A 24,404-nucleotide genomic window follows, 5' to 3' on the forward strand; every position below is an offset into this window, starting at 1 on the left:
CAGCCCAACTTAGGAAGATCATTAGTTCAAGGGAGGAAAGGTCATGACATCGTCGGCCGTATCCACAGCCGTGGAACTCATCAATGCGCCGCTGCTCTATAAAGGGAAGGTTCGTGAGCTATACGATTTAGGGGAGAATGTACTGATCGTCGTCACGGATCGGATATCTGCTTTTGACTATGTGCTGGACCCAGCGGTACCTGAAAAGGGCAATGTGCTTAACCGTCTGAGTGCGTTCTGGTTCGGAAAGACCAAAGAGCTAATGGAGAATCATGTCGTTCATATCGATGTGGATCTGCTCGGAGATATCGTTAAGGACAAGGAAGCTCTCAGAAACCGTGTTATGGTAGTACGCAAAGCAGAGCGCATCGATATCGAATGTGTTGTGCGTGGGTGCATCACCGGTGGGGGCTGGAGACAGTATCAAGAAACCGGCAAAGTGAATGGTATTGAGCTTCCTAAGAACTTGCGCAAAAATGCGCTGCTGGCACAGCCAATCTTTACCCCTGCGGCTAAAAACGATGTAGGTCATGATGAGGATATTCCTTTTGAAAAGATGCAGGAGCTAATCGGTGCTGATCTGGCACTCGAGCTGCAGGAGAAGAGCTTGCAATTGTTCTCTTTTGCCAGAGAGTATTGTGCTGAGCGGGGAATCATTCTAGCAGATTGCAAATTTGAATTCGGCTTGCTGGATGGCAAGGTGATTCTGATTGATGAGATTTTTACGCCGGATGCTTCACGTTTCTGGGCCAAGGACAAATACGCTCTTGATATCGAAATTGATAGTATGGATAAAGAACCTGTTCGTACGTATCTATCTGCATCCTCCTGGGATAAAAATAGCAAACCTGATCCACTTCCACTAGAAGTAGTTGAAGAAACAACGCGCCGTTATCTGGACATTTATCATCGTCTTACTGGCAAGTCTCTATAGCTCAACATTGTGTGTTTACTCATGGGAATAAATGAAGTGTATGTTTTTAAAGCTAGAGTTACTTTTAGTAGAGTTTCAGCTTTCAGAAAGTATATACACATAAAAATTTAGGAGGAACTACAAGCATATGTTAAAAGCGACGGTATATGTCACCATTAAGAAGAGCGTTCTCGATCCACAAGGTGTAGCAGTGCAAGGAGCACTTCATTCGGTAGGTTTTCAAGAGGTTGAAAGTTTGCGTATTGGGAAATATATGGAGCTGACTTTGGACACGGACAACCGTGCTGAAGCAGAAGTGCGTCTCAAGGAAATGTGCGAAAAGCTACTTGCCAACACGGTGATCGAGGATTACCGCTACGAATTGGAGGACTAAACTACATGAAATTTGCTGTACTTGTCTTCCCAGGCTCTAACTGTGATATTGATTGCTACAAGGCGGTAGAGGACAGTCTCGGCGAACCAGTCGATTATGTGTGGCATACAGCGACAGATTTGTCGGCGTATGATTGCATCTTGGTTCCAGGCGGATTCTCATATGGTGATTACCTGCGCTGCGGCGCGATTTCAAGATTTGCTCCTGTAATGGCTGAAGTTGCTAAAGCAGCAGAGCAAGGGAAATTCGTGCTAGGCATTTGCAATGGGTTCCAAATTCTTACTGAGGCTGGTTTGTTGCCAGGCGCGCTGCGTCGAAACATGTCCATGAAGTTCCGTTGTCATGATACAGTGCTTAAGGTTGTTAATAACGAAACCCCATTTACTATTGATTATGCTAAGGATGAAGAAATCATCATCCCAATCGCTCACGGCGAAGGAAACTACTACTGTGATGAAGAGACTTTAGCAGAACTGAAAGCTAACAATCAGATTGTGTTCACGTATAGCGATAATCCTAACGGCTCTGTAGCTGATATTGCAGGTGTTAGTAATGTGCAGGGGAATGTAGTCGGCATGATGCCTCACCCTGAGCGTGCAGCTAACAGCTTGCTCGGATCTGAAGATGGCAAACGAATGTTCACATCTATACTGAAGACTTGGAGGGATCGTCATGACGCAGCAAGTATCCGTTAAGGAACCGACCGCAGAACAGATCGCAGAGCAGAAAATTTACAGCCAATTCGGTGTGTCGGACAGCGAATATGAGCTCATCAAGTCTTTTATGGGACGTTTGCCGAATTATACTGAAATCGGCGTATTCAGCGTAATGTGGTCCGAACACTGTGCATACAAGAACTCTAAGCCATTGTTGAAACGTTTCCCAGTTACTGGACCACGTGTCCTGATGGGACCTGGCGAGGGCGCAGGGATTGTAGATATCGGAGACAACCAAGCGGTTGTATTCAAAATCGAAAGTCATAACCACCCCTCTGCGGTAGAACCTTTTCAAGGTGCGGCAACAGGCGTAGGTGGTATCATTCGTGATATTTTTTCCATGGGCTCAAGACCTATCGCACTGCTGAATTCCTTGCGTTTCGGAAAGCTGGAAAGCGATCGCGTGAAATATTTGTTCGAGCATGTGGTGTCGGGTATTGCTGGTTATGGTAACTGTATCGGGATTCCAACCGTGGGCGGCGAAATCATGTTCGATGATAGCTATGACGGTAACCCGCTTGTTAACGCAATGTGTGTTGGTCTGATTGATCATGATAAAATCCAGCGCGGTGTCGCTAAAGGTGTAGGGAACCCAGTCTTCTACGTAGGTCCTCCTACTGGACGTGATGGGATTCATGGGGCTACTTTTGCATCCGTTGAACTAAGTGAAGAGTCAGAAGCTAAACGTACAGCTGTACAAGTAGGCGATCCATTTATGGAGAAGCTCGTTATGGAATCTTGTCTAGAGTTAATCGACAGCGGCATTGTTATTGGGATTCAGGATATGGGTGCGGCTGGACTTACCTGCTCTAGTGCAGAGATGGCAAGTAAAGCTGGTAATGGTTTGGAGTTGTATCTTGATCAGGTGCCACAACGTGAAGACGGCATGACCCCTTATGAAATGATGCTTTCGGAATCGCAAGAACGGATGTTGTTCGTAGTAGAACCGAAGGATGAAGCTCAGGCGCAAGAGATTTTTGATCGCTGGGGTGTAATCTGCTGTAAGGTAGGTAAAGTTACGGATGACGGTCGTTTGAAGCTCTACCATCACGGTGAGGTTGTTGGTGACATGCCAGTAACAGCGCTTGTTGATGAGTGTCCAGTCTATAACAAACCATCTGAGGTTCCTGCTTATTATGTAGAGAATGAATCGGTAGATACGCTTCGTTACGCAGAAGTTACAGATCTAGGCGGCGCACTTCGTACTGTTCTTGGATCTCCAACCGTAGCAAGCAAAGCTTGGGTATACAACCAATATGATTACATGGTTCGGACTAGTACGGCTGTTCGACCTGGATCTGATGCGGCTGTAGTTACCATTCATGGTACACGTAAAGGACTTGCGATGACCACGGACTGTAACGGGCGTTATGTTTATCTTGATCCTGAAGTGGGTGGACGGATTGCAGTCAGCGAAGCGGCTCGTAACATCGTTTGTTCGGGTGCTGAACCGCTTGCTATTACCGATAACCTAAACTTCGGAAACCCTGAGAAACCTGATGTGTTCTGGCAAATGGAGCGTGCGGTTGATGGTATGGCTGAAGCTTGTCGTGTGCTGGATACTCCGGTTATCGGCGGGAATGTCAGTCTTTATAACGAAAATACGACGGGATCCATCTACCCAACACCGGTTGTCGGCATGGTTGGTTTAGTAACGGATACGGATCATATTACGACTCAAGGCTTCAAACAAGAAGGAGATTCCATTCTTCTGCTAGGCGTAACAAAAGCTGAGCTTGGTGGTAGTGAATTTCAATATGCTGTTCATGGTGTAACCGAAGGCCGTCCTCCAGCTTTGGATTTGGCTACTGAGAAAACACTGCTGAGCGCAGTGCTTACCTCGATTCGCGGCGGCCTGGTGCGTTCGGCACATGACTTGTCCGAAGGCGGCCTTGCTGTAGCACTTGCAGAAAGCTGTATCAGTGGCGGTGTTGGTGCGAACGTTGAACTTTCTGCTAATGGACTTAGATCCGATGTAGCTTTGTTCAGTGAGAGCCAATCACGTATCGTGCTGACGGCAGCGCCTGAGCGTGCGGAAGAGCTGAAAGCAGCGATTGCTGCCAGCGGCGTTCCAGTGGAAATCATCGGAACTGTAGGTGGAGACAGACTGCGCGTAAATCTGGACGGTGCATCCGTATTAGATGAAGCTGTAGCAGAATTGAAATTCGTTTGGGAGGATGCTATTCCATGTCTTATGAAATAAAGACCGGGAAAGAGCAGGAGACTCCTATCCTGTGGACTGGTGACTTTTACAATGAAGGAACGGGCTCGGGAGATATTTTTGACACATTAAAAGAAGAATGCGGCGTTTTCGGGGTCTTCGGACACCCGGAAGCGGCGTCCATGTCTTATTACGGCTTGCACGCCTTACAGCACCGTGGGGAAGAAAGTGCGGGCATCTGCGTAGCAGATGGTCGTGATTTCAACTATCACCGCGGGATGGGGTTAGTAAAAGAAGTATTCGACAAGGACAAAATTGCCTCACTGGTTGGAGACATGTCCATCGGGCATGTACGTTATTCCACCAGCGGAGACAGCCGCTTAACTAATGCACAGCCGCTCGTATTCAAATATCGTGACGGTGATTTGGCGATTGCTACAAACGGTAACATAGTAAATGAACCATTGATTCGTAAACAGCTTGAGCAAAGCGGATCGATCTTCCAAACTACAAGTGATACAGAAGTGCTCGCGCATCTGATTGCGCGTTCGTCTAAGGATTTTGTTGAAGCGGCTAAGGATGCGCTAAAACAACTGGTTGGCGGATTTGCTTTTCTGCTTATGACGAATGATAAATTAATTGTCGCTTCGGATTCCCATGGTTTGCGTCCGCTTGTAATGGGACGGATCGGCGACGCCTATATTTTTGCTTCCGAATCTTGCGCCTTAGAAGTTATCGGAGCACAGTTAGTCCGCGATATCGAACCTGGCGAACTGCTCGTGCTTGATAAAAATGGCTTGTTAGAGGACCGTTTTACCGAGCCCAAACGTAAAGCGCTATGCGCGATGGAGTATATTTACTTCTCTCGCCCAGACAGTGATATGAATGGCGCTAACCTGCACACCGCCCGTAAACGGATGGGTAGCCGAATGGCATTAGAAGCTTTCGTAGATGCTGACCTCGTAACTGGTGTACCGGATTCAAGTATCTCGGCAGCGATTGGATTTGCGGAACAGACGGGCATTCCTTATGAGCTTGGGCTCATCAAGAATAAGTATACAGGCCGGACCTTTATCCAGCCGAGCCAAGAGCTGCGTGAGCAAGGTGTGAAAATGAAGCTAAGCGCCGTGCGCAGTGTGGTCGATGGCAAACGTGTTGTCATGATCGATGATTCCATCGTGCGTGGCACAACTTCACGGCGGATCGTCAATCTGCTCCGTGAAGCGGGAGCCGTAGAGGTTCACGTGCGGATTACATCGCCGCCCTTCAAGAATCCTTGCTTCTACGGCATTGATACCCCAGACCGCCGCGATCTCATCGCGTCGTACAAGTCCATTGCGGAAATGTGCGAAGAGATTAATGCCGATTCCTTGGCATTCTTGTCACCGGAGGGCTTAATCACTTCCATTGGTGGTCACAACAAAGATGATTACAAAGGCGGGCTATGCCTTTCCTGCTTCGATAATGATTACCCGACGCAGGTTGATTTTGGCGGGGAAGAGAAAGATGGCTGCAGCTGCTAGTTAGGGGTCATCCCTCTAAGTCCCCCTTGCAAAGTGTGGGTACTCGCTTGTTTCGCTAGAAGAGGTTGCATGGCGCAGCTCATGCACCGAGGTCTTGAGGTCCGTGTGCAAGGCGCGCACTGCGGCTTGCAGTAGGGGAAACCTGGTGGTTAGAGGGAGTTATGGAGAGGAAGTTTGGAACTGTAGAAGCGTAGCGTTCGCCTTTATGTTTGGATTTCTACCGCGATGAGCGGTTAAATCAGGAAATCCAAACATAACAGCGATCGGAAGTCCAAACATTCCTCGGAATAACTCCAATAACCACCACTGGTTCCGAATGCGCCCAAACGCGCTCTAAACTATTAAAAGATGAGGTGTCCCAAGTGTCGGAAGCTTATAAAAACGCCGGAGTGGATATTGCGGCTGGTAATGAAGCGGTAGAACGCATGAAAAAGCACGTAAAACGTACTTACCGTCCAGAAGTAATGACGGATCTTGGTGGGTTCGGAGCGCTGTTTGGCCTCAATAAAGATAAATATGAAGAGCCAGTGCTCGTATCGGGAACTGATGGTGTAGGCACGAAGCTTAAGATCGCGTTTGCTGCGGATCGCCATGACACGATTGGGATCGACGCTGTAGCTATGTGCGTGAACGACATTGTAGTGCAAGGCGCGGAGCCGCTATTTTTCCTAGATTATCTGGCTTGCGACAAAGTCGTACCGGAGAAAATCGAAGCGATCGTAGCAGGAATCGCAGAGGGCTGTCACCAAGCAGGTTGTGCGCTGATTGGCGGCGAAACGGCTGAAATGCCGGGCATGTATTCAGCGGGTGAGTATGATATCGCTGGATTCACAGTTGGCGTTGCTGACAAAGCGAAGCTGGTAACAGGCGCTAACATCGCTGCTGGAGACACAGTGATTGGTTTAGCTTCTAGCGGCGTGCACAGCAACGGCTTCTCACTGGTGCGTAAGCTTTTGCTTGAGGAAGATGGCTATGGCCTGAATGATGTGCTTCCGGAGCTTGGAGCTCCGCTTGTGGATGTACTTCTTGCACCAACTAAGATTTATGTGAAGCCTTTGCTGGCGCTGCTGGAGCAGCTTCCGGTGAAAGGGATGGCACATATTACGGGTGGCGGATTCATCGAGAATATCCCGCGCGTATTGCCTGACGGTGTAGATGTGGAGATTAATTACGGATCGTGGCCGATTCTGCCGATCTTCGGATTGATGCAGAACAAAGGAAACGTAAGCAACCGTGATATGTTTACTACTTTTAATATGGGAATTGGACTTGTTCTGGTAGTAAGTAGCGCTGATGGAGAACGTGCTCTTGAACTGCTCAAAGCGAGCGGAGAAGAGGCTTTTATCATTGGTAAAGTGACAGAAGGGGAACGCAAAGTAACCTTTACTGGAGCTGAAGTGTGATGCAATGGAGTCGAATCGCTGTTTTTGCTTCTGGGCAAGGCAGTAATTTTGCTGCACTGATCGATGCACAGAGAGCAGGCTTGCTTGGTGAGGGCAATATTGAGTTGCTTGTATCCGACAAGCCAGAGGCACCTGTAGCTAAGCGAGCGGAGGATGCGGGTATTCCCGCCCTCTTGCTGCGGCCAAAAGACTTCGCCAGCCGTGAACTCTACGAAGCAGAGATTGTAGCAGAGCTTCAGCGGCGGGAAATCGGGCTGGTTGTGCTGGCAGGATACATGCGTCTTATTACGCCAGTGCTTTTAACGCCGTATGCTGGACGAATTATTAACATTCATCCATCGCTGCTGCCTGCTTTTGCAGGAAAAGATGCAATCGGACAAGCGCTGGATTATGGCGTAAAGCTGACGGGTGTTACTGTGCATTTTGTCGATGGAGGTATGGATACCGGGCCTGTTATTGCTCAGCGCAGCGTAGCCCTGCAGGATAACGACACGGCCGATTCATTGGCAGAACGTATTCATAAGGTTGAGTATGAGCTGTATCCCGAAGTGGTTGGTGCTTTTGCCAGCGGGAAAGTGGAACTGAGTGGAAGAAAGACGATTATCCGCGAAAAGTAAGCTGCACCGCAGCCATTCGAAGTTTTGGATCGACATTTGGTGACAGACCGAGATGTTTCAGGGTATTTCTCGGGAAATATTGCATTAGCGGCGTTATGTGTCGCGTTGTGGGTTTTCTTCATATTAAATCGCACGTACAACCTGAAGGAGGACTATTCAAAGTGAGTATCAAAAGAGCGCTAGTCAGCGTATCGGATAAACAAGGTATCGTGGATTTTTGCCGCGAGTTGTCTGCATTAGGCGTAGAAATTATCTCTACAGGTGGAACAAGCACGCTTTTGGCTAAAGAAGGTGTTCCAGTTATCGGGATTTCCGATGTGACAGGATTCCCAGAAATCATGGACGGACGTGTCAAAACCTTGCACCCTGCTGTACACAGTGGATTGCTTGCGGTTCGTGATAATGAGGAGCACACGCGTCAAATGAAGGAGCTTGGTCTGGACTACATCGATCTGGTTGTTGTGAATCTTTATCCGTTCGCGGAAACTATCGCAAAACCTGACGTATCCTACGAGGAAGCCATCGAGAATATCGATATCGGCGGACCTACGATGCTGCGTTCTGCGGCGAAGAACCATGCTTTTGTCAGTGTAGTGGTGGATGCTAATGACTACGCTACTGTACTTGAAGAGGTTCGCGCAGGTGGAGATACAACGTTAGAAACACGCAAACGTCTTGCGGCAAAAGTGTTCCGCCATACGGCGGCTTACGATGCCTTGATTTCCGATTATTTGGCTAACGTTACTGGCGAGCCTCTGCCAGAGCGCTACACCGTGACTTATGAGAAAATTCAGGATCTGCGTTATGGCGAGAATCCGCATCAAAAAGCTGCGTTCTATCGCAAGCCATTGGCGGCACTGGATACACTCACTGCGGCTGAACAATTGCACGGCAAAGAGTTGTCTTATAACAATATCAACGATGCTAACGCAGCACTGCAAATTGTGAAAGAATTTGAAGAGCCTGCTGTCGTGGCGGTTAAACATATGAACCCTTGTGGTGTAGGTGTGGGTGAAAGTGTATACGAAGCTTATCAAAAAGCTTACAACGCGGATCCAACTTCTATCTTTGGTGGGATTGTAGCAGCAAACCGCATTATTGATGCAGACACAGCGAACCTGCTGAAAGATATTTTCCTCGAAATCGTGTTGGCACCAGGCTTTACGGAAGAAGCACTGGAAATCCTTACGAAGAAAAAGAGTCTCCGTTTGCTCAAAATCGGTAACCTTAGTACGGCCAGTGCGCGTAAGAGCAGCTTCGTAGTAACTTCCATCGATGGAGGAATGGTTGTACAGGAGAGCGATGTGCACTCTGTGAACCCAGATGATCTACAAGTCGTTACGGACCGTAAACCAACCGAGGAAGAATTGAAACAATTGTTGTTCGGATGGAAAGTAGTTAAGCATGTGAAATCTAATGCGATTGTGCTGGCTGCTGATGATATGACCGTTGGCGTAGGTGCAGGACAGATGAATCGCGTTGGTGCAGCTAAAATTGCAATCGAACAAGCTGGTGAAAAATCTAAGGGAGCCGTACTCGCTTCCGACGCGTTCTTCCCAATGGGCGATACGCTTGAAATGGCAGCAAAAGCAGGAATCACTGCAGTGATTCAGCCAGGCGGCTCCATTAAAGACGAAGAGTCAATTAAGGTCGCTAATGAGTATGGTATTGCTATGGTCTTCACAGGCGTCCGTCATTTCAAACACTAGAGCACTGGGAGGATCATATTCGGATGGATATTTTAGTGGTTGGCGGCGGCGGCCGGGAACATGCGATGATTTGGAGTCTATCCCAAAGCCCCAAGGCAGGTAAAATCTATTGCGCACCCGGCAACGCCGGGATTGCGCAGTTAGCCGAATGTGTGCCGATCGGAGTATTTGAGTTCGATCGTCTGACGGCTTTTGCGAAAGAGAAGGAAGTAGGTCTTGTTGTAATCGGTCCAGATGATCCACTCGCTGCTGGGATTGTGGATGCTTTTGAAGCACAGGATATTCCTGTGTTTGGCCCACGCAAGAATGCGGCGGAGATCGAAGGCAGCAAAACCTTTATGAAGGATCTTTTGCATAAATATAATATTCCGACAGCAGCCTATGAGAAGTTCGACGACTATGAAGCTGCGCTAACTTATTTGCGGGAACAGCCGCTGCCGATCGTAATCAAGGCAGATGGTCTGGCTGCAGGAAAAGGCGTGACGGTTGCTTATTCGTTGGAAGAAGCAGAGCAAGCGCTCGCTGATATTATGGTCACTAAGGTATTCGGTGAGGCAGGCGCTCAGGTTGTTATTGAGGAATTTCTAGCTGGACAGGAAATGTCGATTCTGGCTTTTGTCGATGGAGAGACGGTACGTCCTATGGCTGCTGCCCAGGATCATAAGCCCGTATTTGATGGGGATAAGGGTCCTAATACCGGCGGAATGGGTACCTATTCGCCTTTACCACATATTGATGAGGCTATTATCCAAGAAGCGATTGAGACCATCATTAAGCCGACGGCAAAAGCTATGGTGGACGAAGGTCGTCCCTTTAGCGGTGTACTATTTGCGGGACTGATGATTTCTCCTGAGGGTAAACCAAAGACGATTGAGTTTAATGCTCGTTTCGGTGATCCTGAGACTCAGGTCGTGTTGCCTAGACTCAAGAGCGACTTGCTAGAAATCTTTCTGGCGGTCACAGAGGGCAGACTTGCAGATATCGACATTGAATGGAGCGACGAAGCGGCTGTATGCGTAGTTCTCGCTTCGGGAGGATATCCAGGCCCTTATCCAAAGGGTGTACCGATTGAAGGTCTTGAAGACAGCCAAGGAGGGCTGATCTTCCATGCTGGTACGGCGCGTGGTGAAGACGGAAGCTGGGTGACGAATGGTGGTCGGGTACTAGGCGTGGTAGGCCTAGGTGCTACGATTGCTGAAGCTCGTGTTGCAGCTTACGCTAGAGCCGAAGGAATTTCTTTTTCCGGAAAACAAAGCCGCAGCGACATCGCTATGAAAGCATTGGTATAAGGATAAAGAACTGTATCTAGCATTTTTTGCGCTTAAAGTCCTAAAAAAGGACTGACAAGTGATAGAAGAAGTGCTATAATACTACACGTACGGGGGAAAATGTGCGGATATATACAGATAAGGGTCTTTCCGATCATGGGAAGGCCTTTTTAAATCGGAGTCCTTCAGACTTTGTGAAGTAACCTTATAAAGGATGCCTCGTGCCTGGAAATGATGATACTTATAGTGCATACTAGCGATACGCTTATGGCGAATGGCTACTCACAGATTTAAGGAGGAATTCGTTTTGAGTAAGATTGGAAGAAATGATATGTGTCCTTGCGGAAGCGGGAAAAAATATAAGAAATGCTGCCTTGGTAAAGAAACTTCTGCAGTAGAGTCCATCATGCAACTTGTAAACAAGGAAGAAGCGGCAGCTAGCGAGACTGTGGCTGAGAAACAGGAACCCGTAGCACAACCTGAAGTGAAGCTAACTCTTGCTACGCTCAGAAAAAAAGTGTCACGTGATCTGAATTGGGAGCATCCAGCACATGAACAATTGGCGCTGCACCTTATTGAGAGCATGAGAGAAAGCTATGATAGAGAGCTTATTTGGGAAGCTCTAGTTCTGTGGAATGGTTATTCCCGTAAGACTAAGCCTGCTGTGAAGAAAATGGGCTCTTTCTGCGCGGCGATCGAATTTATTTTGTCTGAAGAATATGGCTTCTCCCTAACACAAGCGGATCTTGCTACCAAACATGAGGTTACTACGCCTACCATCTCTAGAAAAGTCAAAGAGATGCTCAATTACATTGAGGAATACGGCATGGGTGGTGCGGAAGAAGAATTACTTTTGCTGAATATCTCAGGCAGTCCGAAGGATCAGGAGCAAGCACTATTACAAAAGGCTATGCAAACCAATTCATCCAACCGCCGGATACAGTTAGCTGAAGCCGCATTAGAGGTTTATCCGGACAGTCCGGATGCTTATCTCATTTTGGCTGAGGAAGCAGAGAATGAAGCAGATGCTCGTGCTTTTCTAAAAGCAGGGATGGATGCAGGTGAACGTGAGCTTGGAGAAGCCTTTTTCGCTGAGAACAAAGGACATTTCTGGAACCTCCACGAGACTCGTCCATACATTCGAATTTGCAAAAGCTACGCCGACTCTTGTTGGTTTAGCGGAAATGCAGAAGAAGCACAAAAAGTACTTGAGCACATTTTAGAGCTGAATCCTGAAGATAACACTGGTGCGCGTTACCTTTTAACGGCTGCGTATCTCTACACCAACAAGCTCAAGAAGACAGAAAAGGTGCTGGAAAAGTTCGGCAATGATGCAGCGGCGACAGTAGCTTACGACCGGATGGTCTTAGAATATAAGAAGAATGGGATTACTTCCCAACTGAAAATGTTGTACCGCGTAGCGCGGAATGTGAACAAGCATGTGCCGGATTATTTGTTAGGGATCAAAAGATTGCCGCATAACCTTCCGGATTTTGTGGGAATGGGCGACGCTAATGAAGCTATCGAATATGTGATTGTACACTCGCGTTTGTGGACAAGCCTACCTGATCTGCTGAAGTGGATGCTGAAGCAACAGGATTAGTAGAATTTAGATCTTGGACGGACATGAACTTAAAGAGGCTATGGGAGATTCCTGTAGTCTCTTTTTTTAAAATATAAGAATTTATTTGTTTCACGTTATAAATTACCTTATATTTCTCGCATAAACGCTTACCGTCCTTTTAGGGACGATGAAGGCGTTTTTGCATGTATAAGAAAGTATAAGATTTGCATCAATAATTGTATTGCATACAGCGGACAATGCTTGAAAAAATGTCTTTGGGAGAGTATGTTTACAAGAAGTAGAATGAATAGATGATAGTGAGGCGAGAGGGTTATGAGAGAAGAGGAAGACCGAATCGTAGGAATGGAAGATATCGTACGGGCTCATCACGTACTGCGGGAGGTCATCATCCGGACTCCACTACAGCGTGACGCCGTACTATCGGCCAAGTATGATTGCGATGTATATTTGAAGCGCGAAGATTTGCAGATTGTCCGTTCTTTTAAAATCCGCGGAGCTTATAATATGATTCGTAGTCTATCCGCAGAAGATAGAGCCAAAGGTATTGTCTGCGCGAGTGCAGGAAATCACGCACAAGGTGTAGCCTATTCCTGTAAGGCACTTGGGATTAAGGGCAAGGTCTATATGCCAAGCACAACACCTAACCAGAAGGTTAAACAAGTACGGCGGTTCGGTGGCGAGTTTGTTGAGGTCATTCTGAAGGGCGATACCTTCGATGATGCTTATGATGAAGCGCTGCAAGCTTGTATAGACCATGGTATGACGTTGATCCACCCGTTTGATGAGCCGAGAATTATTGCAGGCAATGGAACGATAGCGATGGAAGTGATGGAGAACCTGGATCACCCTGCGGATTTTATGTTTGTAACGATTGGTGGCGGCGGTCTGGCAGCAGGAATAGCCACTTATGTGAAGACGGTGAGTCCATCTACTAAGTTGATTGGTGTGGAACCGCTTGGTGCTGCTTCAATGACTGAAGCGATCAAGCTTGGAGAAGTGGTAACGCTAAAAGAAATTAACAAGTTCGTGGATGGAGCGGCTGTAAAGCGCGTTGGCGGACTGACTTATGATATTTGTTCCCGGCATCTGGATGACATCGTGATGGTACCTGAAGGCAAGGCTTGTACCACCATTCTGGAGCTGTATAACGAGAATGCTATAGTGGTTGAGCCAGCGGGATCCTTACCTATCGCAGCACTTGATCAGTACCGTGATCAAATCCGCGGGAAGACGGTCGTCTGTATCATTAGTGGGGGTAACAACGATATTGACCGTATGCAGGAGATCAAAGAGCGGTCACTGATTTACGAAGGCTTAAAGCACTACTTCATGGTGAACTTCCCACAACGGGCAGGTGCCCTGCGTGAGTTCTTGGACGAAATTCTCGGTCCAGAGGATGACATTACCCGTTTCGAGTACATCAAGAAGCATGATAAAGAGAATGGTCCCGCGCTTGTAGGCATAGAGCTATTGTCCATTGAAGCTTATGAACCACTTATCGAACGGATGCAGCAGAAGGGTGTAGATTATGTAGAAATCAATAAGGATTCCAATCTCTTTAACATCCTTATTTAATTTCTTTCATCACTTTAATCATTTCGTTAATGAACATAGAAAGGCCCGTCCCAGAATGAATGGGGACGGGCCTTTTGTATATCATACTAGAGAGGTAATTCAGTCTTACGGTATTGTTCGACTTCATCTGTTAATTTATAATCTTTGTCCTTCATCAATTTCATGAAGCCATCTAGTTTCTGCAGGAAAGGGCTGTTGTCTTTATTCTTGGTGAGAATGCTAGAGTAGGCTTTCTGCGCCTCCAAGTCCATTTCAAGATTGTCATAATGGAAAAGGGGCGTGTTATTCTGGCCGTAAAACGTATTGTTAACATAGGTAGAATATAAGGATTTCACGGCTGAAATTCGGTTCGATTTCGGATAATTTAGAATAAATTGCTCTTGAGATAGTGCTCGCGCAGCTACATCGGTCCAACCAATGACAAGCCCGTTATCCTTGGAGGAGGGCAGATCAGACTCCGTAGCCATAATGGATAGATACGCGCTGATATCGTCAGTGACATAAAGTTTATATTTGCGGTAAGCCTCATAATCGATCACCGGGAAAAAAGTGCCTTCCGCGGTCTCCAGTTTATATCCATTTTCGCTGGCACTCTTCAGCAGTGTGCGCAGAGTGAGATCTTCTGTGGCATCAGCAAGGGTCTTCATACTAGCGCCAGCCTTATAGATGGCGGTGAGCTTCCGCTGGACATTGCTGGTACTGAATTTGCTCTCCCACGCCGGAAGCGCCGCCTTGTGCAAATTCTCAAGCTTCAGTGTCATTATCGTGGCACGATACGAACCTACCGCATACATATTGGCGTTCAAATATTTAATAGCTTCGGGTAACTTGTTAGAGGAAGACAACAGCGGCAATGCTGCTTTATAGATAGCCTCCGCATGATTATTGTTTGCTGTCATAGGATTTGCCTTAGTGCCTCCCACAGGAGGGCTGGCAGCGCCTTCAGCTTGAATCGTTCCTATAGGTACCGCGCCTAGTCCCAATGTTACTGCTAGAACAGAATAGAGAATATATTGCTTCTTATTCATGAAAGTTCCCCCTGTCTATCGGATGAAATATGGGTGGAGCATGACTTTTATTTTCTAAAAAATATAAACTTTAGTCCAATTGCCCCAATCAGGGAAACAATTAAGCTTACCCACGGGGATAAAGTAATGACCGGAAACAATCGGTCGAGGTACAAGCCAATGAATACGGCAACTACGGCGATTCCGATATAGACGCCAAGGCCCTTGATATCAAAGGGCTTGGCTTTAGGTGCATCCCCCTCAGACAAGGAGGTTAACCATTTCATAATAAGTTCGATCAAGATAATGGAACCTGCCCCAACAGCGAAGAGGGTGAAGAGGCTAATCTCTCCGAACATCCCAGGTGATCTGTTAGTCCATTGCAAGAAGAGTCCACCTATAGCAAAGATCCCGAACAAACAGGTTAGAGCCGCGCAGGGAATCATCAAGTAATAGTTCCATTTGCTGCGTGCTGAGCGTGTGGGAGCGCTGTCTATGATTTCTTTAAAATAATCATCCGGATTCTCGCCAAACACCTGTTTAGCGTTTTTACCTTTTTTTTGTTCTTTCAGAAGCAGCTTGGCTGCATCCAGTAAAAGTTCTTCAGCACGGAGAGCCTCTACCCTACTGGCGCGCATCGTCAGGATCATATCTTCAAAATAGGATCGATTGAAAGGCGTCATCTGCTCGCGCAGGGCGTTATTTTCCTTAATCATATCTTTCACTTTCATAATAGGGATGTAAACCTCCAGTAGTGTTAATCGGTATAGTCTTTAACCTAGAGTATACGTTTGCCTGACAGGTCAGCGCAAGGACAAGCATTTCTATTTTCCTATGCATAATCCTTTTATAAGAGTGAACACTGATAATGTTGTTGCTTGATCAATATAGCTTTGGGAAAGGTTGGGAGCTTTATGGAACATGAGAACAAGAAAGAACAGGAAAGAGTCATGGGCAACGGTTTCGAGCCTACGCCCAATCATTCAATGGGGGATTGGGGCGGCTCTGATGGATTCAGCATGTGGAATTCCACAGAAGAACCAGCAACAGAGGGTGCGCTTAAGGATTGGGAAGGCAGTCAAGAAACCCATGAGATGTTTAACGACAGCTATGATTGATTGACGGCCCTGGAAGCTCATCATGCGATTGAAAAACAGCCAGTCTTCATTATTTTGGAGACTGGCTGTTTGACGTTCCGATTTATACTCCGAATTTGTTCTTGCAAATTACTAAGATCTGTCCCGTTCCTGTTGACAATATGAACGAAATCTTTATAATAAGAATTAATTCATACTAAGTTAATCGGAATTCTAATAAATTAAAATAATGATTAAATATAGGAGGTTACGGCAATGGAACGGAATATTGTAATTCGGCATAACGGCGAAGAATTGACAGCGAGCATCCATTATCCGAGTAAAGAGAAGGGAACTTCCACACGTTGCAAGGACAGATTGCCATTAGCTGTAATCTGCCATGGATTTGTGGGTAACCGGATTGGAGTCGATCGGATATTTGTCAAAGCAGCTCGTGAGCTGGCGCAAGATGGGTATATGGTCATTCGATTTGACTATGCGGGCTGCGGCGAGAGCAGCGGTAATTACGGCGGGGAGGATATGGAGTCGATGATCGCTCAGACTAGAGCGGTGCTCGATTACGGAATTAGCTCTGCCGATGTGGATCCACAGCGTGTGACGCTTATTGGCCACAGTCTGGGTGGGGCGGTTGCGCTTCTGACAAGTATTCGTGATCGCCGCGTGAAGAATCTTGTGCTGTGGGCCTCCGTGGGTTACCCCTTCAATGATATTGTGAAGATCGTAGGGCGGGAGGCGTATGATCGTTCGGTGAAGAATGGATCGGCGGATTACGTGGGCTACTCGTTCACACCGGTATATTTCAATTCTTTGGCGGCCTTCCAGCCTTTCCAAGAGGCTAGTAAATTCAGCGGTGATGTGCTGGTTATTCATGGTACGTCTGACGATGTCATCCCCGTGGATTATGCATTCCTTTACCAGAAATTATTCTGGACACGTCCTGAGGGACGATGCGATAAAGAGATCATTTTTCAAGGTGATCATACCTTTTCTTCTGGGCCAGCACAGCAGCAGCTGCTTAAGCGGACAAGAGAGTGGATGAACGAACAGGAGCATGTGCAGACAGAGTGGCAAAATTGGATGATATAGGTGATGGACTTTACTCGCAATAACTTGAAATTAGCGGTAAAATAAAGATGCACACCATATACTGGGTTATGGAGGTTGGCATCCTATGAAATTACCGTCATTTTTTATCGCGCACGGTTCTCCGCTCCTCGCACTGGAGGATAACGAGTATACCCGTTTTCTGGAGCGGCTTGGTCAAGAACTAGAAGCACCACGGGGTATAGTAGTATTCTCAGCGCACTGGGATAGCCCAGAACAGCTACTCACCATGGATGAGAAGCACGAAACACAACACGACTTCTACGGATTCCCTGAAGAAATGTATACGCTGACCTATCCAGCCCCAGGCGATCCAGCTCTAACCAAGCGGATTTCCGAGCTCTTTAAGGGTAACAATCTTTCACATCAGCCCGTTCTGGGGCGAGGACTCGATCACGGAGTCTGGGTAATACTGAAAAAAATGTTTCCGAAAGCCGATATTCCGGTAGTCGCTTTATCCGTCGATTCACTACGTTCTCCGAAGGAACAGTACAATATCGGGCGGATGTTAGCCCCTCTGCGTGACGAAGGCATACTGCTGATAGGAAGCGGTGGACTTGTTCACAATTTGCGGATGCTTAATGAAAGTGATCAGCCTGAAGAGTGGGCGCTTGAATTCGATGCGTGGATTGCCAAGGGGTTAGAATCTTGGGATTTACCTTCACTGTTTGCTTATGAGAAAAAAGCTCCGCATGTTCGTGATGCGGTTCCGTCTTACGGAAGAGAGCATTTCGCACCTCTCTTTTATGCGATGGGAACAGCGGATGGCAGCAGGAAGGCAGAGCGAATATTTCAAGCGTATCAATATGGGACATTAAGCCTCAATTGCTGGAAGCTAGACTAAATGGATAAGATACACGTAGGGTACAGCCGGAGATCGGCTGTGCCCTTTTTTAAAATATAAGAAAGTAAAAGTTTCACGCTATGCATTATCCTTATATTTCTCGCTTAAACGTATATCGTCCTAATAAGGACGCTGAAGTCGATTACACTTGATGCAAGCGGATCAAGACAAATGGGACTGGCTGTGATTAAATGGAAGAAACCAGTTAAGATACATAAAACGTTTAGGAGGAACTACAAGCTTATGAAAGTAAACTGCTCTTCTTCCCGTCTATTATCTGCCATTGTACTAAGTACCCTATTGCTCTCCGCTTGCGGAACAGAGAGTGCAAATAATGTAATTGCCCCGACACAGCAACCTACAGCAGATCCCGCGCCTATTGAAACGATCCAGCCATCGCCTACTGCAGATCCATCTGCTGAACTTGTTTCCGGGTTAACAGGTCTTCCAGTTTCTGAAAACAGTCTCCCACGTCCCTTAGCTGTTATGATTAATAATGCTCCAGCGGCCCGGCCACAATCGGGGGTGAGTGAAGCGGATATTTTATATGAGGTTCTTGCTGAAGGTGGCATTACGCGGTTGATTGGTATTTTTCAAAGTCATACTGGAGTGGTCAAAATCGGACCGATTCGCAGTATTCGCCCTTATCTGCTCGATATTGGTGAGAGCTACGGTGGTGTGACGGTGCATGCCGGGGGGAGCCTCGCGGCTTATGCTATTTTGCAAAAAGAGAAAAAAGCAGATATGGACGAAATCGGTCGTGCCGGAGCTTATTTCTGGCGGGACAAAGCGCGTAAAGCCCCTCATAATCTCTACAGTAATGCAGCGAAGCTGCGGGAAGGTGCCGAGAAGCTGGGTTATGAGAAAAGTGTGAAGGTGCCAGGGTATCTTTTTAACAATCCAGATTACATACCGACAGGTGGAGAACAGGCCGCTGAGTTTAGCATAAACTTCTTACTTAAAAGCTATAAAATTGACTATAAATACGATACTCAGCTCCAGACCTATCAGCGTTACGTGAATGGTAAGCCACATTTGGATCTGAATAACAATAAGCCAGTAGAAGCTGCAAATGTGATGGTGATGGGTTCCGATCATAAAGTCCTTGATGATGTTGGAAGACTTCAGGTTGACGTGGAGCTTGGTGGAGAAGCGCTGCTCTTTCAGCGGGGACAGGTCACAAAGGGCAGATGGTCGCGTGAGCCAGGTGATGTGATTCGGTTTGTGAAGGATGGTAAAGAAGAGCTAATGTATCCAGGAATCACCCATATTTTGGTCGTCCCTAATGCACCTTCATTTAGCAGTCATGTGGTATATGGTGGAGCAGATAGTGCAACCTAAGAAAGTCGGAATATCCAGTGATATACAGATTTGTGTTCGGAATTATGGGTAAGTGTTAATAGAGTGTAAAAAAGTTCATTTCTATAGCTTCTATACCTTCTACGGATATGTTAAGATAACAAGGGTTGTCATTCATTTTCATGCTTTTTACATATGGGTGACTCTGTACTCACGGTAATATTATGTAAAGGGGTTTAAAACAATGAAGTTGAGAAAAAAGGACATATTCTTTGAGACGCTGGAAAATATGGCGGATACCATTGTCCAAGCTGCAGATTATTTTGCTCAGAATATCACTGATCTCCAGAATAATGTCGATAGTTTCGCTGCAGAGATGAAGAAGTACGAATCCCAATGTGATACTTACACGCACACCGTAATTAAGGAATTGAACAAGACGTTCATTACGCCACTTGAGCGTGACGACATTATGGACTTGATTACAAGCATGGATGATGTCATTGATGGCTTGGAGGCATCTGCCTCACGTTTCTATATGTACAACCTTCTTGACCCGGATGAATACATTGTACAATTTGCCGAAATCCTTCGTCAGTGTGCTTATGAAATCCAAAAAGCGGTTCATTTGCTTTCCCAGAAGAAGCTGCTGGCCATTCGTGAATATACGATCCGTTTGAATGACCTTGAGAATCAAGGGGACGAAGTCCTTCGTATTTGTACCAAAGCTCTATTTGAAACCGTTAAGGACCCGATTGAGCTGATTAAGCGCAAGGAATTATATGAGCGACTCGAGACCACTACAGATAAATGTGAAGATGTAGCCAACATGTTGGAATCGATCATCATGCGCAACTCATAAGGGGTACTAGAATATGGAAACATCGATATGGATTCTTGGAATTGTTATATTTCTCGCGCTTGCGTTTGACTTTATTAATGGTTTTCATGATACGGCCAACGCGATTGCTACCTCTGTCTCTACACGTGCGTTAAAACCTCGAACAGCTATTATTATGGCGGCACTGATGAACTTTGTCGGAGCTTTGATGTTTACAGGTGTAGCTAAGAAAATTGGCGGAAGTATCACAGACCCCACGTTGCTGGAAAATGGTCTGGATATCATAATAGCCACGCTGATTGCTGCGATTATTTGGAATTTGATCACCTGGTGGCTCGGAATTCCGTCCTCCTCCTCTCATGCACTGATCGGCGCTTTGGCTGGTGCAGTATATGTGGGTGCAGGTTCGTCGCATATTAACTGGGGCGGATTTGTGGAAATTGTCGAGGGCTTGATCTTCTCGCCAATTATTGCATTTGTTATCGGTTATATCATCATGACAGTCCTGAAATGGATTTTTGCAAAGCGTAGTCCACATACGGTTAATAAGGGCTTCCGTTCCATGCAGGTTGTGACGGCGGCATTACAGTCGTTTACTCATGGTACGAATGATGCGCAGAAGGCGATGGGGATCATTACCTTTGCCCTCGTTACATCAGGACGCCAAGAGACTATGGATGTAATCCCTCTATGGGTTAAGGTTGCTGCGGCTACGGCTATGGCACTCGGTACCTCCATTGGTGGTTGGAAGATTATCAAGACCATGGGTACGAAGATTTTCAAAATCGAGCCGATCAACGGCTTCGCGGCTGATATTTCCGCGGCTTCCGTTATTTTCTCGGCAACACTGCTGCATTTGCCAGTCAGCTCCACACATGCTATCACTTCAGCGATCCTGGGTGTTGGCTCCGCAAAACGCTTCTCTGCCGTGAAATGGGGAGTAGCTGGACGTATTGTAGTTACCTGGTTTATTACGATTCCAATCAGTGCGGTATTAGCCGGTCTGATTTTCAAAATCATTTTTTAAATCCCTTTAATAAAAAGATGTCAGTTAGCCTTTGGCTGCGGACATCTTTTTTTGTTGTTTGGGTGGTGAGGGGCGAGAGCGGTATAAATCCCGTAGAATTGACGGAATTAGGCGATTGGAGGGGAAAGAGCGGTATAAGTCCCGTAGAAATGATGGGATTCGGCGATTGGAGGGGAAAGAGAGGTATAAATCCCGTAGAAATGATGGGATTCGGCGATTGGAGAGCAAAGAGCGGTATAAATCCCGTAGAAATGATGGAATTGGGCAATTGGAGGAGAAAGAGCGGTATAAATCCCGTAGAATTAGCTAAGTTACGTCGAAGAAGCATAAAGAGGGGCATAAATACCCCAGAATTGGAAAAATAGCGACGAAGAGGGAAAAGAGGGACATTTATGCCCCTGAATTGGTGAAATAGCGTCGTATAAGCATAAAGAGGGGCATAAATACCCCAGAATTGGTGAAATAGCGTCGAAGAAGCATAAAGAGGGGTATAAATCCCCCAGAATTGGCGAGATATCATCGTATAAGCATAAAGAGGGGTATAAATACCCCAGAATTGGTGAATGACGTCGAAGAAGCATAAAGAAGGGTATAAGTGCCCTAAATTTGCAGAGTCTAGCTCGTACAACCGAGAGTGGTTAAAGCTTGGATAAGGTGCGTATGAGCTTATGTCTGGGCGTAGCTATTTGTGCATCTGTCGAATCTAGGCGGCGGGTTAGAATTTAAACTAACTAATCATTAAACAAATCACTAGATATGATTTGATTAAGTTCGGTGACAACCCAACCCAACCCAACCCTATTTACTCTATCCATTCTTTCCCCGCCATCTGAGGAGCATCGTTATATACATAATGAGCCGAATGATCAGAGGGAGAAGAGGATGAACGAAACTTACTAAAGAGTATTCCATCCTTTCCCGAATGGGACGCTATAGAATAATGGAACCTCAGAGCTACGACTTCTCGGTTGAGATTCTTTTTTGTTATTTTTGGAAGACTCCACTTCTTGCGGTACAATAGATGCGTGGAAGAAGATGAAGCGGAGGAACATTTATGATACGTACACTTGCGGTGACGCATACAGGTGAGGTGCTGACAGACATACCTCTGCAGGATATCCGGCGGGAGGATTATGCATGGATATGGGCAGATTTTGCTACACCTACGGCAGAGGAGACATTGCTGCTGGATCACTATTTTCATTTTCACCCTTTGGCGATTGAGGACTGTATGCATGTGCTGCAGCGGCCGAAGCTGGATCATTATGAGGAAGTACAGTTTTTTGTGCTGCATGCGCTGAATGAAGAGACGCTGGATGCTGAAGAGATTGACCTTTTTTTGAGTGCGAATTACCTCGTGTCCTATCATCATCAGGAAAAAACAGAGATGAATGAAGCTTGGGAGCAGGTGAAGCGTGAAATACATAGTCGTAAAGGCTGGTCGGGTGGTCCGATGGCGGCTGCATATACTGTAATGGACAAGCTGGTAGATAAGTATTTTCCATGCCTCTACAGTTTAGAGGACGAGCTTGCGGATCTGGAGAGCAATGGCGGCAGTGAGTCGGTGGAGGATTTGATGAGCCAAGTGTTTAATGTGCGCGGAAGGCTGCTCAAGATGCGACGGACGATTGTGCCGATGCGTGATTTGATGTACCGGATCGTGAATTCGCAGCATGTCCAGAGCAACGGTGAGGAACGGATTTATTTTGGCGATATCTATGACCATTTGTTAAAACTGTCGGATATGATTGAGGCAGATCGAGAAATGACTGCGGATCTACGTGATAGCTACATTTCTCTTAACTCCAACCGGATGAATTCGATCATGAAAACACTAACAGTAATCACCACCGTATTCATGCCGCTGACGCTGATCGCAGGAATTTATGGGATGAACTTTGTAGTGATGCCTGAACTCGAATGGAAGTATGGGTATTTTGGCGTTCTGCTGTTTATGCTGGTGGTGGGTGTTAGCATGTTCAGATGGTTCCGGCGTAGTGGATGGTTTAAGTAAAAATAAAACGTCACCGCTATTTGCGGCGACGTTTTCCGGTAGAGGGAGTAGAGCGCCGGCGTGTGGTTGTAGTAGATTTACGACGCCCAGAGGTGGAGCGTCTTTTTTTGCGCCGACTCGGACTGAACATTGCGGCATCCTCTTCGGCTGCCAGTGCGCCTGCTGCTCCTTTTCCTTTGCCGAAGCTACCCATGAAGAGCTTAACCATCGGAGCCATCTGCTGGAAGCCGGACATCACCTTCTGCACTTTACCCATGGAGTTTACGATCCCGTCGATACCGCCCATTCGGTCGATGATACCTTTAATTTGCTCCATATTCCCACCGATTCCGCCCCCGCCGCCTAATCCGCCTAAGCCGCTAAGCAATCCGGCAAGCCCGCCGCTTGCCTTTGTTGTAGCTTCAGCAGCAGGAAGCGCTAGAGCTGTTTCAGTGGCAGCTTCTGCTCCTAAAGCGGGAAGGATTCCGCTCTCTCCTGGGGGGGATGAAGGCGCATATGGACTGAGCCCGGGGTAAGCAGATGCATTATAAGTATCGGTCAGTGAACGCTGGTTCCGGCGGGAATGATTATAGTAATGATCAGGCATAATATCACATTCCTTTGTTAGTGGTTTGCTATACTGTATGTCATGGGCGAACATACGGTATAGACGAATGCCCGGGTTACCCGTGATAGGAGCGGAAAAGGGCGAATGCCTATAATCGTCTTTAAGAAGTGAAAAAAGCGTGTACATGCTTGATTTTCGGCGCTTATGTAGTACTATAGTGTAGGTGCTATTTCTTATGTAGGAAGAAACAAACGTAGTTTGGTACATATTGAGTGTGCGCCATGGGTGGACGTTTGTCCATCGATTTCACTCTTTACAGCGTGAAATCGTTAATGCTTGAAAAATGCGCTCCAGTGCAATATAGTAAAGGCAGGATAGTCGCATGAGGTTTATGTTTCCGGAGCTAGTTTTGTACGGAGCTTAATTAGAGAAACTAATGCTGATAGAACTTTTAGGGGATGAAAAGCTGATGCAACTTAAGAAGTTAAATGATAAAAGTATCGACCAATTATTTGAAGCTATTTTAACGTTAAAAAATATGGAAGAATGTTACGTGTTCTTTGATGATCTGTGCACTGTGAACGAGATTCAATCGCTGTCGCAGCGACTGGAAGTAGCGCGTATGCTTGGCAAAGGCTCCACCTACAACCAGATCGAAGCAGAGACAGGTGCAAGCACAGCTACGATTTCCCGTGTAAAACGTTGCCTGAACTACGGCAATGACGGATATAAATTAACGCTGGAACGTTTGGGACGCTAA

Annotated in this window: 23 protein-coding genes; 20 read left to right on the forward strand and 3 right to left on the reverse strand. The window is 46.6% G+C overall.

The window, feature by feature from the left end:
* Nucleotides 1-43: 43 nt before the first annotated feature.
* The 11 genes from NYE25_RS24315 to ilvA all read left to right on the forward strand — a co-directional run bounded on the left by NYE25_RS24315 (nucleotide 44) and on the right by ilvA (nucleotide 13,864).
* A complete protein-coding gene (locus tag NYE25_RS24315; RefSeq protein ID WP_076286947.1) occupies nucleotides 44-934 on the forward strand; it encodes a phosphoribosylaminoimidazolesuccinocarboxamide synthase in 891 nt (296 codons plus the stop codon).
* 127 nt (nucleotides 935-1,061) lie between these two features.
* The gene (purS, locus tag NYE25_RS24320) at nucleotides 1,062-1,307 is read left to right on the forward strand and encodes a phosphoribosylformylglycinamidine synthase subunit PurS (protein ID WP_036680912.1); all 246 of its coding nucleotides are present in this window, start codon (nucleotides 1,062-1,064) and stop codon (nucleotides 1,305-1,307) included.
* 5 nt (nucleotides 1,308-1,312) lie between these two features.
* A complete protein-coding gene (gene purQ, locus NYE25_RS24325) occupies nucleotides 1,313-2,002 on the forward strand; it encodes a phosphoribosylformylglycinamidine synthase subunit PurQ (RefSeq protein ID WP_042124034.1) in 690 nt (229 codons plus the stop codon).
* Nucleotides 1,980-4,226, forward strand: coding sequence for a phosphoribosylformylglycinamidine synthase subunit PurL (gene purL, locus NYE25_RS24330; protein ID WP_341050385.1), 2,247 nt, complete (start codon nucleotides 1,980-1,982; stop codon nucleotides 4,224-4,226). The genes purQ and purL overlap by 23 nt, the downstream gene beginning before the upstream one ends.
* Nucleotides 4,211-5,707, forward strand: coding sequence for an amidophosphoribosyltransferase (gene purF, locus NYE25_RS24335; RefSeq protein ID WP_341126289.1), 1,497 nt, complete (start codon nucleotides 4,211-4,213; stop codon nucleotides 5,705-5,707). The genes purL and purF overlap by 16 nt, the downstream gene beginning before the upstream one ends.
* Before the next feature lie 362 nt (nucleotides 5,708-6,069).
* Complete coding sequence (gene purM / locus NYE25_RS24340; protein WP_341147025.1) at nucleotides 6,070-7,110, forward strand: phosphoribosylformylglycinamidine cyclo-ligase; 1,041 nt, start codon at nucleotides 6,070-6,072, stop codon at nucleotides 7,108-7,110.
* Complete coding sequence (purN, locus tag NYE25_RS24345; protein WP_076286942.1) at nucleotides 7,110-7,727, forward strand: phosphoribosylglycinamide formyltransferase; 618 nt, start codon at nucleotides 7,110-7,112, stop codon at nucleotides 7,725-7,727. Before purM ends, purN begins: the two co-directional genes overlap by 1 nt.
* Before the next feature lie 161 nt (nucleotides 7,728-7,888).
* Nucleotides 7,889-9,436, forward strand: a complete 1,548-nt coding sequence (gene purH, locus NYE25_RS24350; protein ID WP_341147026.1) for a bifunctional phosphoribosylaminoimidazolecarboxamide formyltransferase/IMP cyclohydrolase — start codon at nucleotides 7,889-7,891, stop codon at nucleotides 9,434-9,436.
* 23 nt (nucleotides 9,437-9,459) lie between these two features.
* Nucleotides 9,460-10,725, forward strand: a complete 1,266-nt coding sequence (purD, locus tag NYE25_RS24355) for a phosphoribosylamine--glycine ligase (protein ID WP_076300197.1) — start codon at nucleotides 9,460-9,462, stop codon at nucleotides 10,723-10,725.
* Nucleotides 10,726-11,011: 286 nt separating this feature from the next.
* Complete coding sequence (locus NYE25_RS24360) at nucleotides 11,012-12,307, forward strand: SEC-C metal-binding domain-containing protein (RefSeq protein ID WP_341147027.1); 1,296 nt, start codon at nucleotides 11,012-11,014, stop codon at nucleotides 12,305-12,307.
* Between the two features lie 294 nt (nucleotides 12,308-12,601).
* Entirely contained in the window at nucleotides 12,602-13,864 is a 1,263-nt protein-coding gene (gene ilvA, locus NYE25_RS24365; protein ID WP_042184762.1) for a threonine ammonia-lyase IlvA, read from the forward strand.
* Nucleotides 13,865-13,950: 86 nt separating this feature from the next.
* On the opposite strand, the gene NYE25_RS24370 is transcribed toward ilvA, so the two are convergent.
* Nucleotides 13,951-14,892, reverse strand: a complete 942-nt coding sequence (locus NYE25_RS24370; RefSeq protein WP_341147028.1) for a hypothetical protein — start codon at nucleotides 14,890-14,892, stop codon at nucleotides 13,951-13,953.
* A gap of 47 nt (nucleotides 14,893-14,939) precedes the next feature.
* Nucleotides 14,940-15,602, reverse strand: a complete 663-nt coding sequence (locus NYE25_RS24375; protein ID WP_341147029.1) for a DUF1129 family protein — start codon at nucleotides 15,600-15,602, stop codon at nucleotides 14,940-14,942.
* A gap of 183 nt (nucleotides 15,603-15,785) precedes the next feature.
* On the opposite strand from NYE25_RS24375, the gene NYE25_RS24380 reads away from it, so the two are divergent.
* The 8 genes from NYE25_RS24380 (at nucleotide 15,786) to corA (ending at nucleotide 23,097) form a co-directional block, all read left to right on the forward strand.
* Nucleotides 15,786-15,989: a hypothetical protein gene (locus NYE25_RS24380; RefSeq protein WP_149647568.1), complete on the forward strand. Its 204-nt coding sequence runs from the start codon at nucleotides 15,786-15,788 to the stop codon at nucleotides 15,987-15,989.
* A gap of 234 nt (nucleotides 15,990-16,223) precedes the next feature.
* The gene (locus NYE25_RS24385; RefSeq protein WP_042124053.1) at nucleotides 16,224-17,054 is read left to right on the forward strand and encodes an alpha/beta hydrolase family protein; all 831 of its coding nucleotides are present in this window, start codon (nucleotides 16,224-16,226) and stop codon (nucleotides 17,052-17,054) included.
* 85 nt (nucleotides 17,055-17,139) lie between these two features.
* Nucleotides 17,140-17,916 carry a DODA-type extradiol aromatic ring-opening family dioxygenase gene (locus NYE25_RS24390; RefSeq protein WP_042184770.1) on the forward strand — a complete coding sequence of 259 codons (777 nt, stop codon included), beginning with the start codon at nucleotides 17,140-17,142 and terminating at the stop codon, nucleotides 17,914-17,916.
* A gap of 243 nt (nucleotides 17,917-18,159) precedes the next feature.
* On the forward strand, nucleotides 18,160-19,257 hold the full coding sequence (locus NYE25_RS24395) for a DUF3048 domain-containing protein (RefSeq protein ID WP_341147030.1): 1,098 nt from the start codon (nucleotides 18,160-18,162) through the stop codon (nucleotides 19,255-19,257).
* A 202-nt stretch (nucleotides 19,258-19,459) separates the two neighbouring features.
* Nucleotides 19,460-20,077, forward strand: a complete 618-nt coding sequence (locus tag NYE25_RS24400) for a DUF47 domain-containing protein (RefSeq protein ID WP_042184774.1) — start codon at nucleotides 19,460-19,462, stop codon at nucleotides 20,075-20,077.
* A 13-nt stretch (nucleotides 20,078-20,090) separates the two neighbouring features.
* Entirely contained in the window at nucleotides 20,091-21,083 is a 993-nt protein-coding gene (locus NYE25_RS24405; RefSeq protein ID WP_042184776.1) for an inorganic phosphate transporter, read from the forward strand.
* 65 nt (nucleotides 21,084-21,148) lie between these two features.
* Nucleotides 21,149-21,448 (forward strand): hypothetical protein, encoded by a 300-nt coding sequence (locus NYE25_RS24410; protein WP_341147031.1) that lies wholly within the window; start codon nucleotides 21,149-21,151, stop codon nucleotides 21,446-21,448.
* Nucleotides 21,449-22,137: 689 nt separating this feature from the next.
* The gene (gene corA / locus NYE25_RS24415) at nucleotides 22,138-23,097 is read left to right on the forward strand and encodes a magnesium/cobalt transporter CorA (RefSeq protein ID WP_042184779.1); all 960 of its coding nucleotides are present in this window, start codon (nucleotides 22,138-22,140) and stop codon (nucleotides 23,095-23,097) included.
* Between the two features lie 16 nt (nucleotides 23,098-23,113).
* Here corA and NYE25_RS24420 read toward each other — a convergent pair whose 3' ends face one another.
* Nucleotides 23,114-23,683 carry a hypothetical protein gene (locus tag NYE25_RS24420; protein ID WP_076300204.1) on the reverse strand — a complete coding sequence of 190 codons (570 nt, stop codon included), beginning with the start codon at nucleotides 23,681-23,683 and terminating at the stop codon, nucleotides 23,114-23,116.
* Nucleotides 23,684-24,113: 430 nt separating this feature from the next.
* Between NYE25_RS24420 and NYE25_RS24425 the strand changes: the two genes are divergently transcribed.
* On the forward strand, nucleotides 24,114-24,404 hold the full coding sequence (locus NYE25_RS24425) for a YerC/YecD family TrpR-related protein (protein WP_019913624.1): 291 nt from the start codon (nucleotides 24,114-24,116) through the stop codon (nucleotides 24,402-24,404).

It is taken from the genome of Paenibacillus sp. FSL E2-8871, assembly GCF_038000345.1.
In the GTDB taxonomy this organism is placed as follows: Bacteria; Bacillota; Bacilli; order Paenibacillales; family Paenibacillaceae; genus Paenibacillus_AQ.

Coding starts and splice junctions, on each gene's coding strand:
- NYE25_RS24315 (WP_076286947.1), top strand. CDS start 44: ATGACATCGTCGGCCGTATCCACAGCCGTGGAACTCATCAATGCGCCG.
- purS (WP_036680912.1), top strand. CDS start 1,062: ATGTTAAAAGCGACGGTATATGTCACCATTAAGAAGAGCGTTCTCGAT.
- purQ (WP_042124034.1), top strand. CDS start 1,313: ATGAAATTTGCTGTACTTGTCTTCCCAGGCTCTAACTGTGATATTGAT.
- purL (WP_341050385.1), top strand. CDS start 1,980: ATGACGCAGCAAGTATCCGTTAAGGAACCGACCGCAGAACAGATCGCA.
- purF (WP_341126289.1), top strand. CDS start 4,211: ATGTCTTATGAAATAAAGACCGGGAAAGAGCAGGAGACTCCTATCCTG.
- purN (WP_076286942.1), top strand. CDS start 7,110: ATGCAATGGAGTCGAATCGCTGTTTTTGCTTCTGGGCAAGGCAGTAAT.
- purD (WP_076300197.1), top strand. CDS start 9,460: ATGGATATTTTAGTGGTTGGCGGCGGCGGCCGGGAACATGCGATGATT.
- ilvA (WP_042184762.1), top strand. CDS start 12,602: ATGAGAGAAGAGGAAGACCGAATCGTAGGAATGGAAGATATCGTACGG.
- NYE25_RS24370 (WP_341147028.1), bottom strand. CDS start 14,892: ATGAATAAGAAGCAATATATTCTCTATTCTGTTCTAGCAGTAACATTG.
- NYE25_RS24375 (WP_341147029.1), bottom strand. CDS start 15,602: ATGAAAGTGAAAGATATGATTAAGGAAAATAACGCCCTGCGCGAGCAG.
- NYE25_RS24380 (WP_149647568.1), top strand. CDS start 15,786: ATGGAACATGAGAACAAGAAAGAACAGGAAAGAGTCATGGGCAACGGT.
- NYE25_RS24385 (WP_042124053.1), top strand. CDS start 16,224: ATGGAACGGAATATTGTAATTCGGCATAACGGCGAAGAATTGACAGCG.
- NYE25_RS24390 (WP_042184770.1), top strand. CDS start 17,140: ATGAAATTACCGTCATTTTTTATCGCGCACGGTTCTCCGCTCCTCGCA.
- NYE25_RS24395 (WP_341147030.1), top strand. CDS start 18,160: ATGAAAGTAAACTGCTCTTCTTCCCGTCTATTATCTGCCATTGTACTA.
- NYE25_RS24400 (WP_042184774.1), top strand. CDS start 19,460: ATGAAGTTGAGAAAAAAGGACATATTCTTTGAGACGCTGGAAAATATG.
- NYE25_RS24405 (WP_042184776.1), top strand. CDS start 20,091: ATGGAAACATCGATATGGATTCTTGGAATTGTTATATTTCTCGCGCTT.
- corA (WP_042184779.1), top strand. CDS start 22,138: ATGATACGTACACTTGCGGTGACGCATACAGGTGAGGTGCTGACAGAC.
- NYE25_RS24420 (WP_076300204.1), bottom strand. CDS start 23,683: ATGCCTGATCATTACTATAATCATTCCCGCCGGAACCAGCGTTCACTG.
- NYE25_RS24425 (WP_019913624.1), top strand. CDS start 24,114: ATGCAACTTAAGAAGTTAAATGATAAAAGTATCGACCAATTATTTGAA.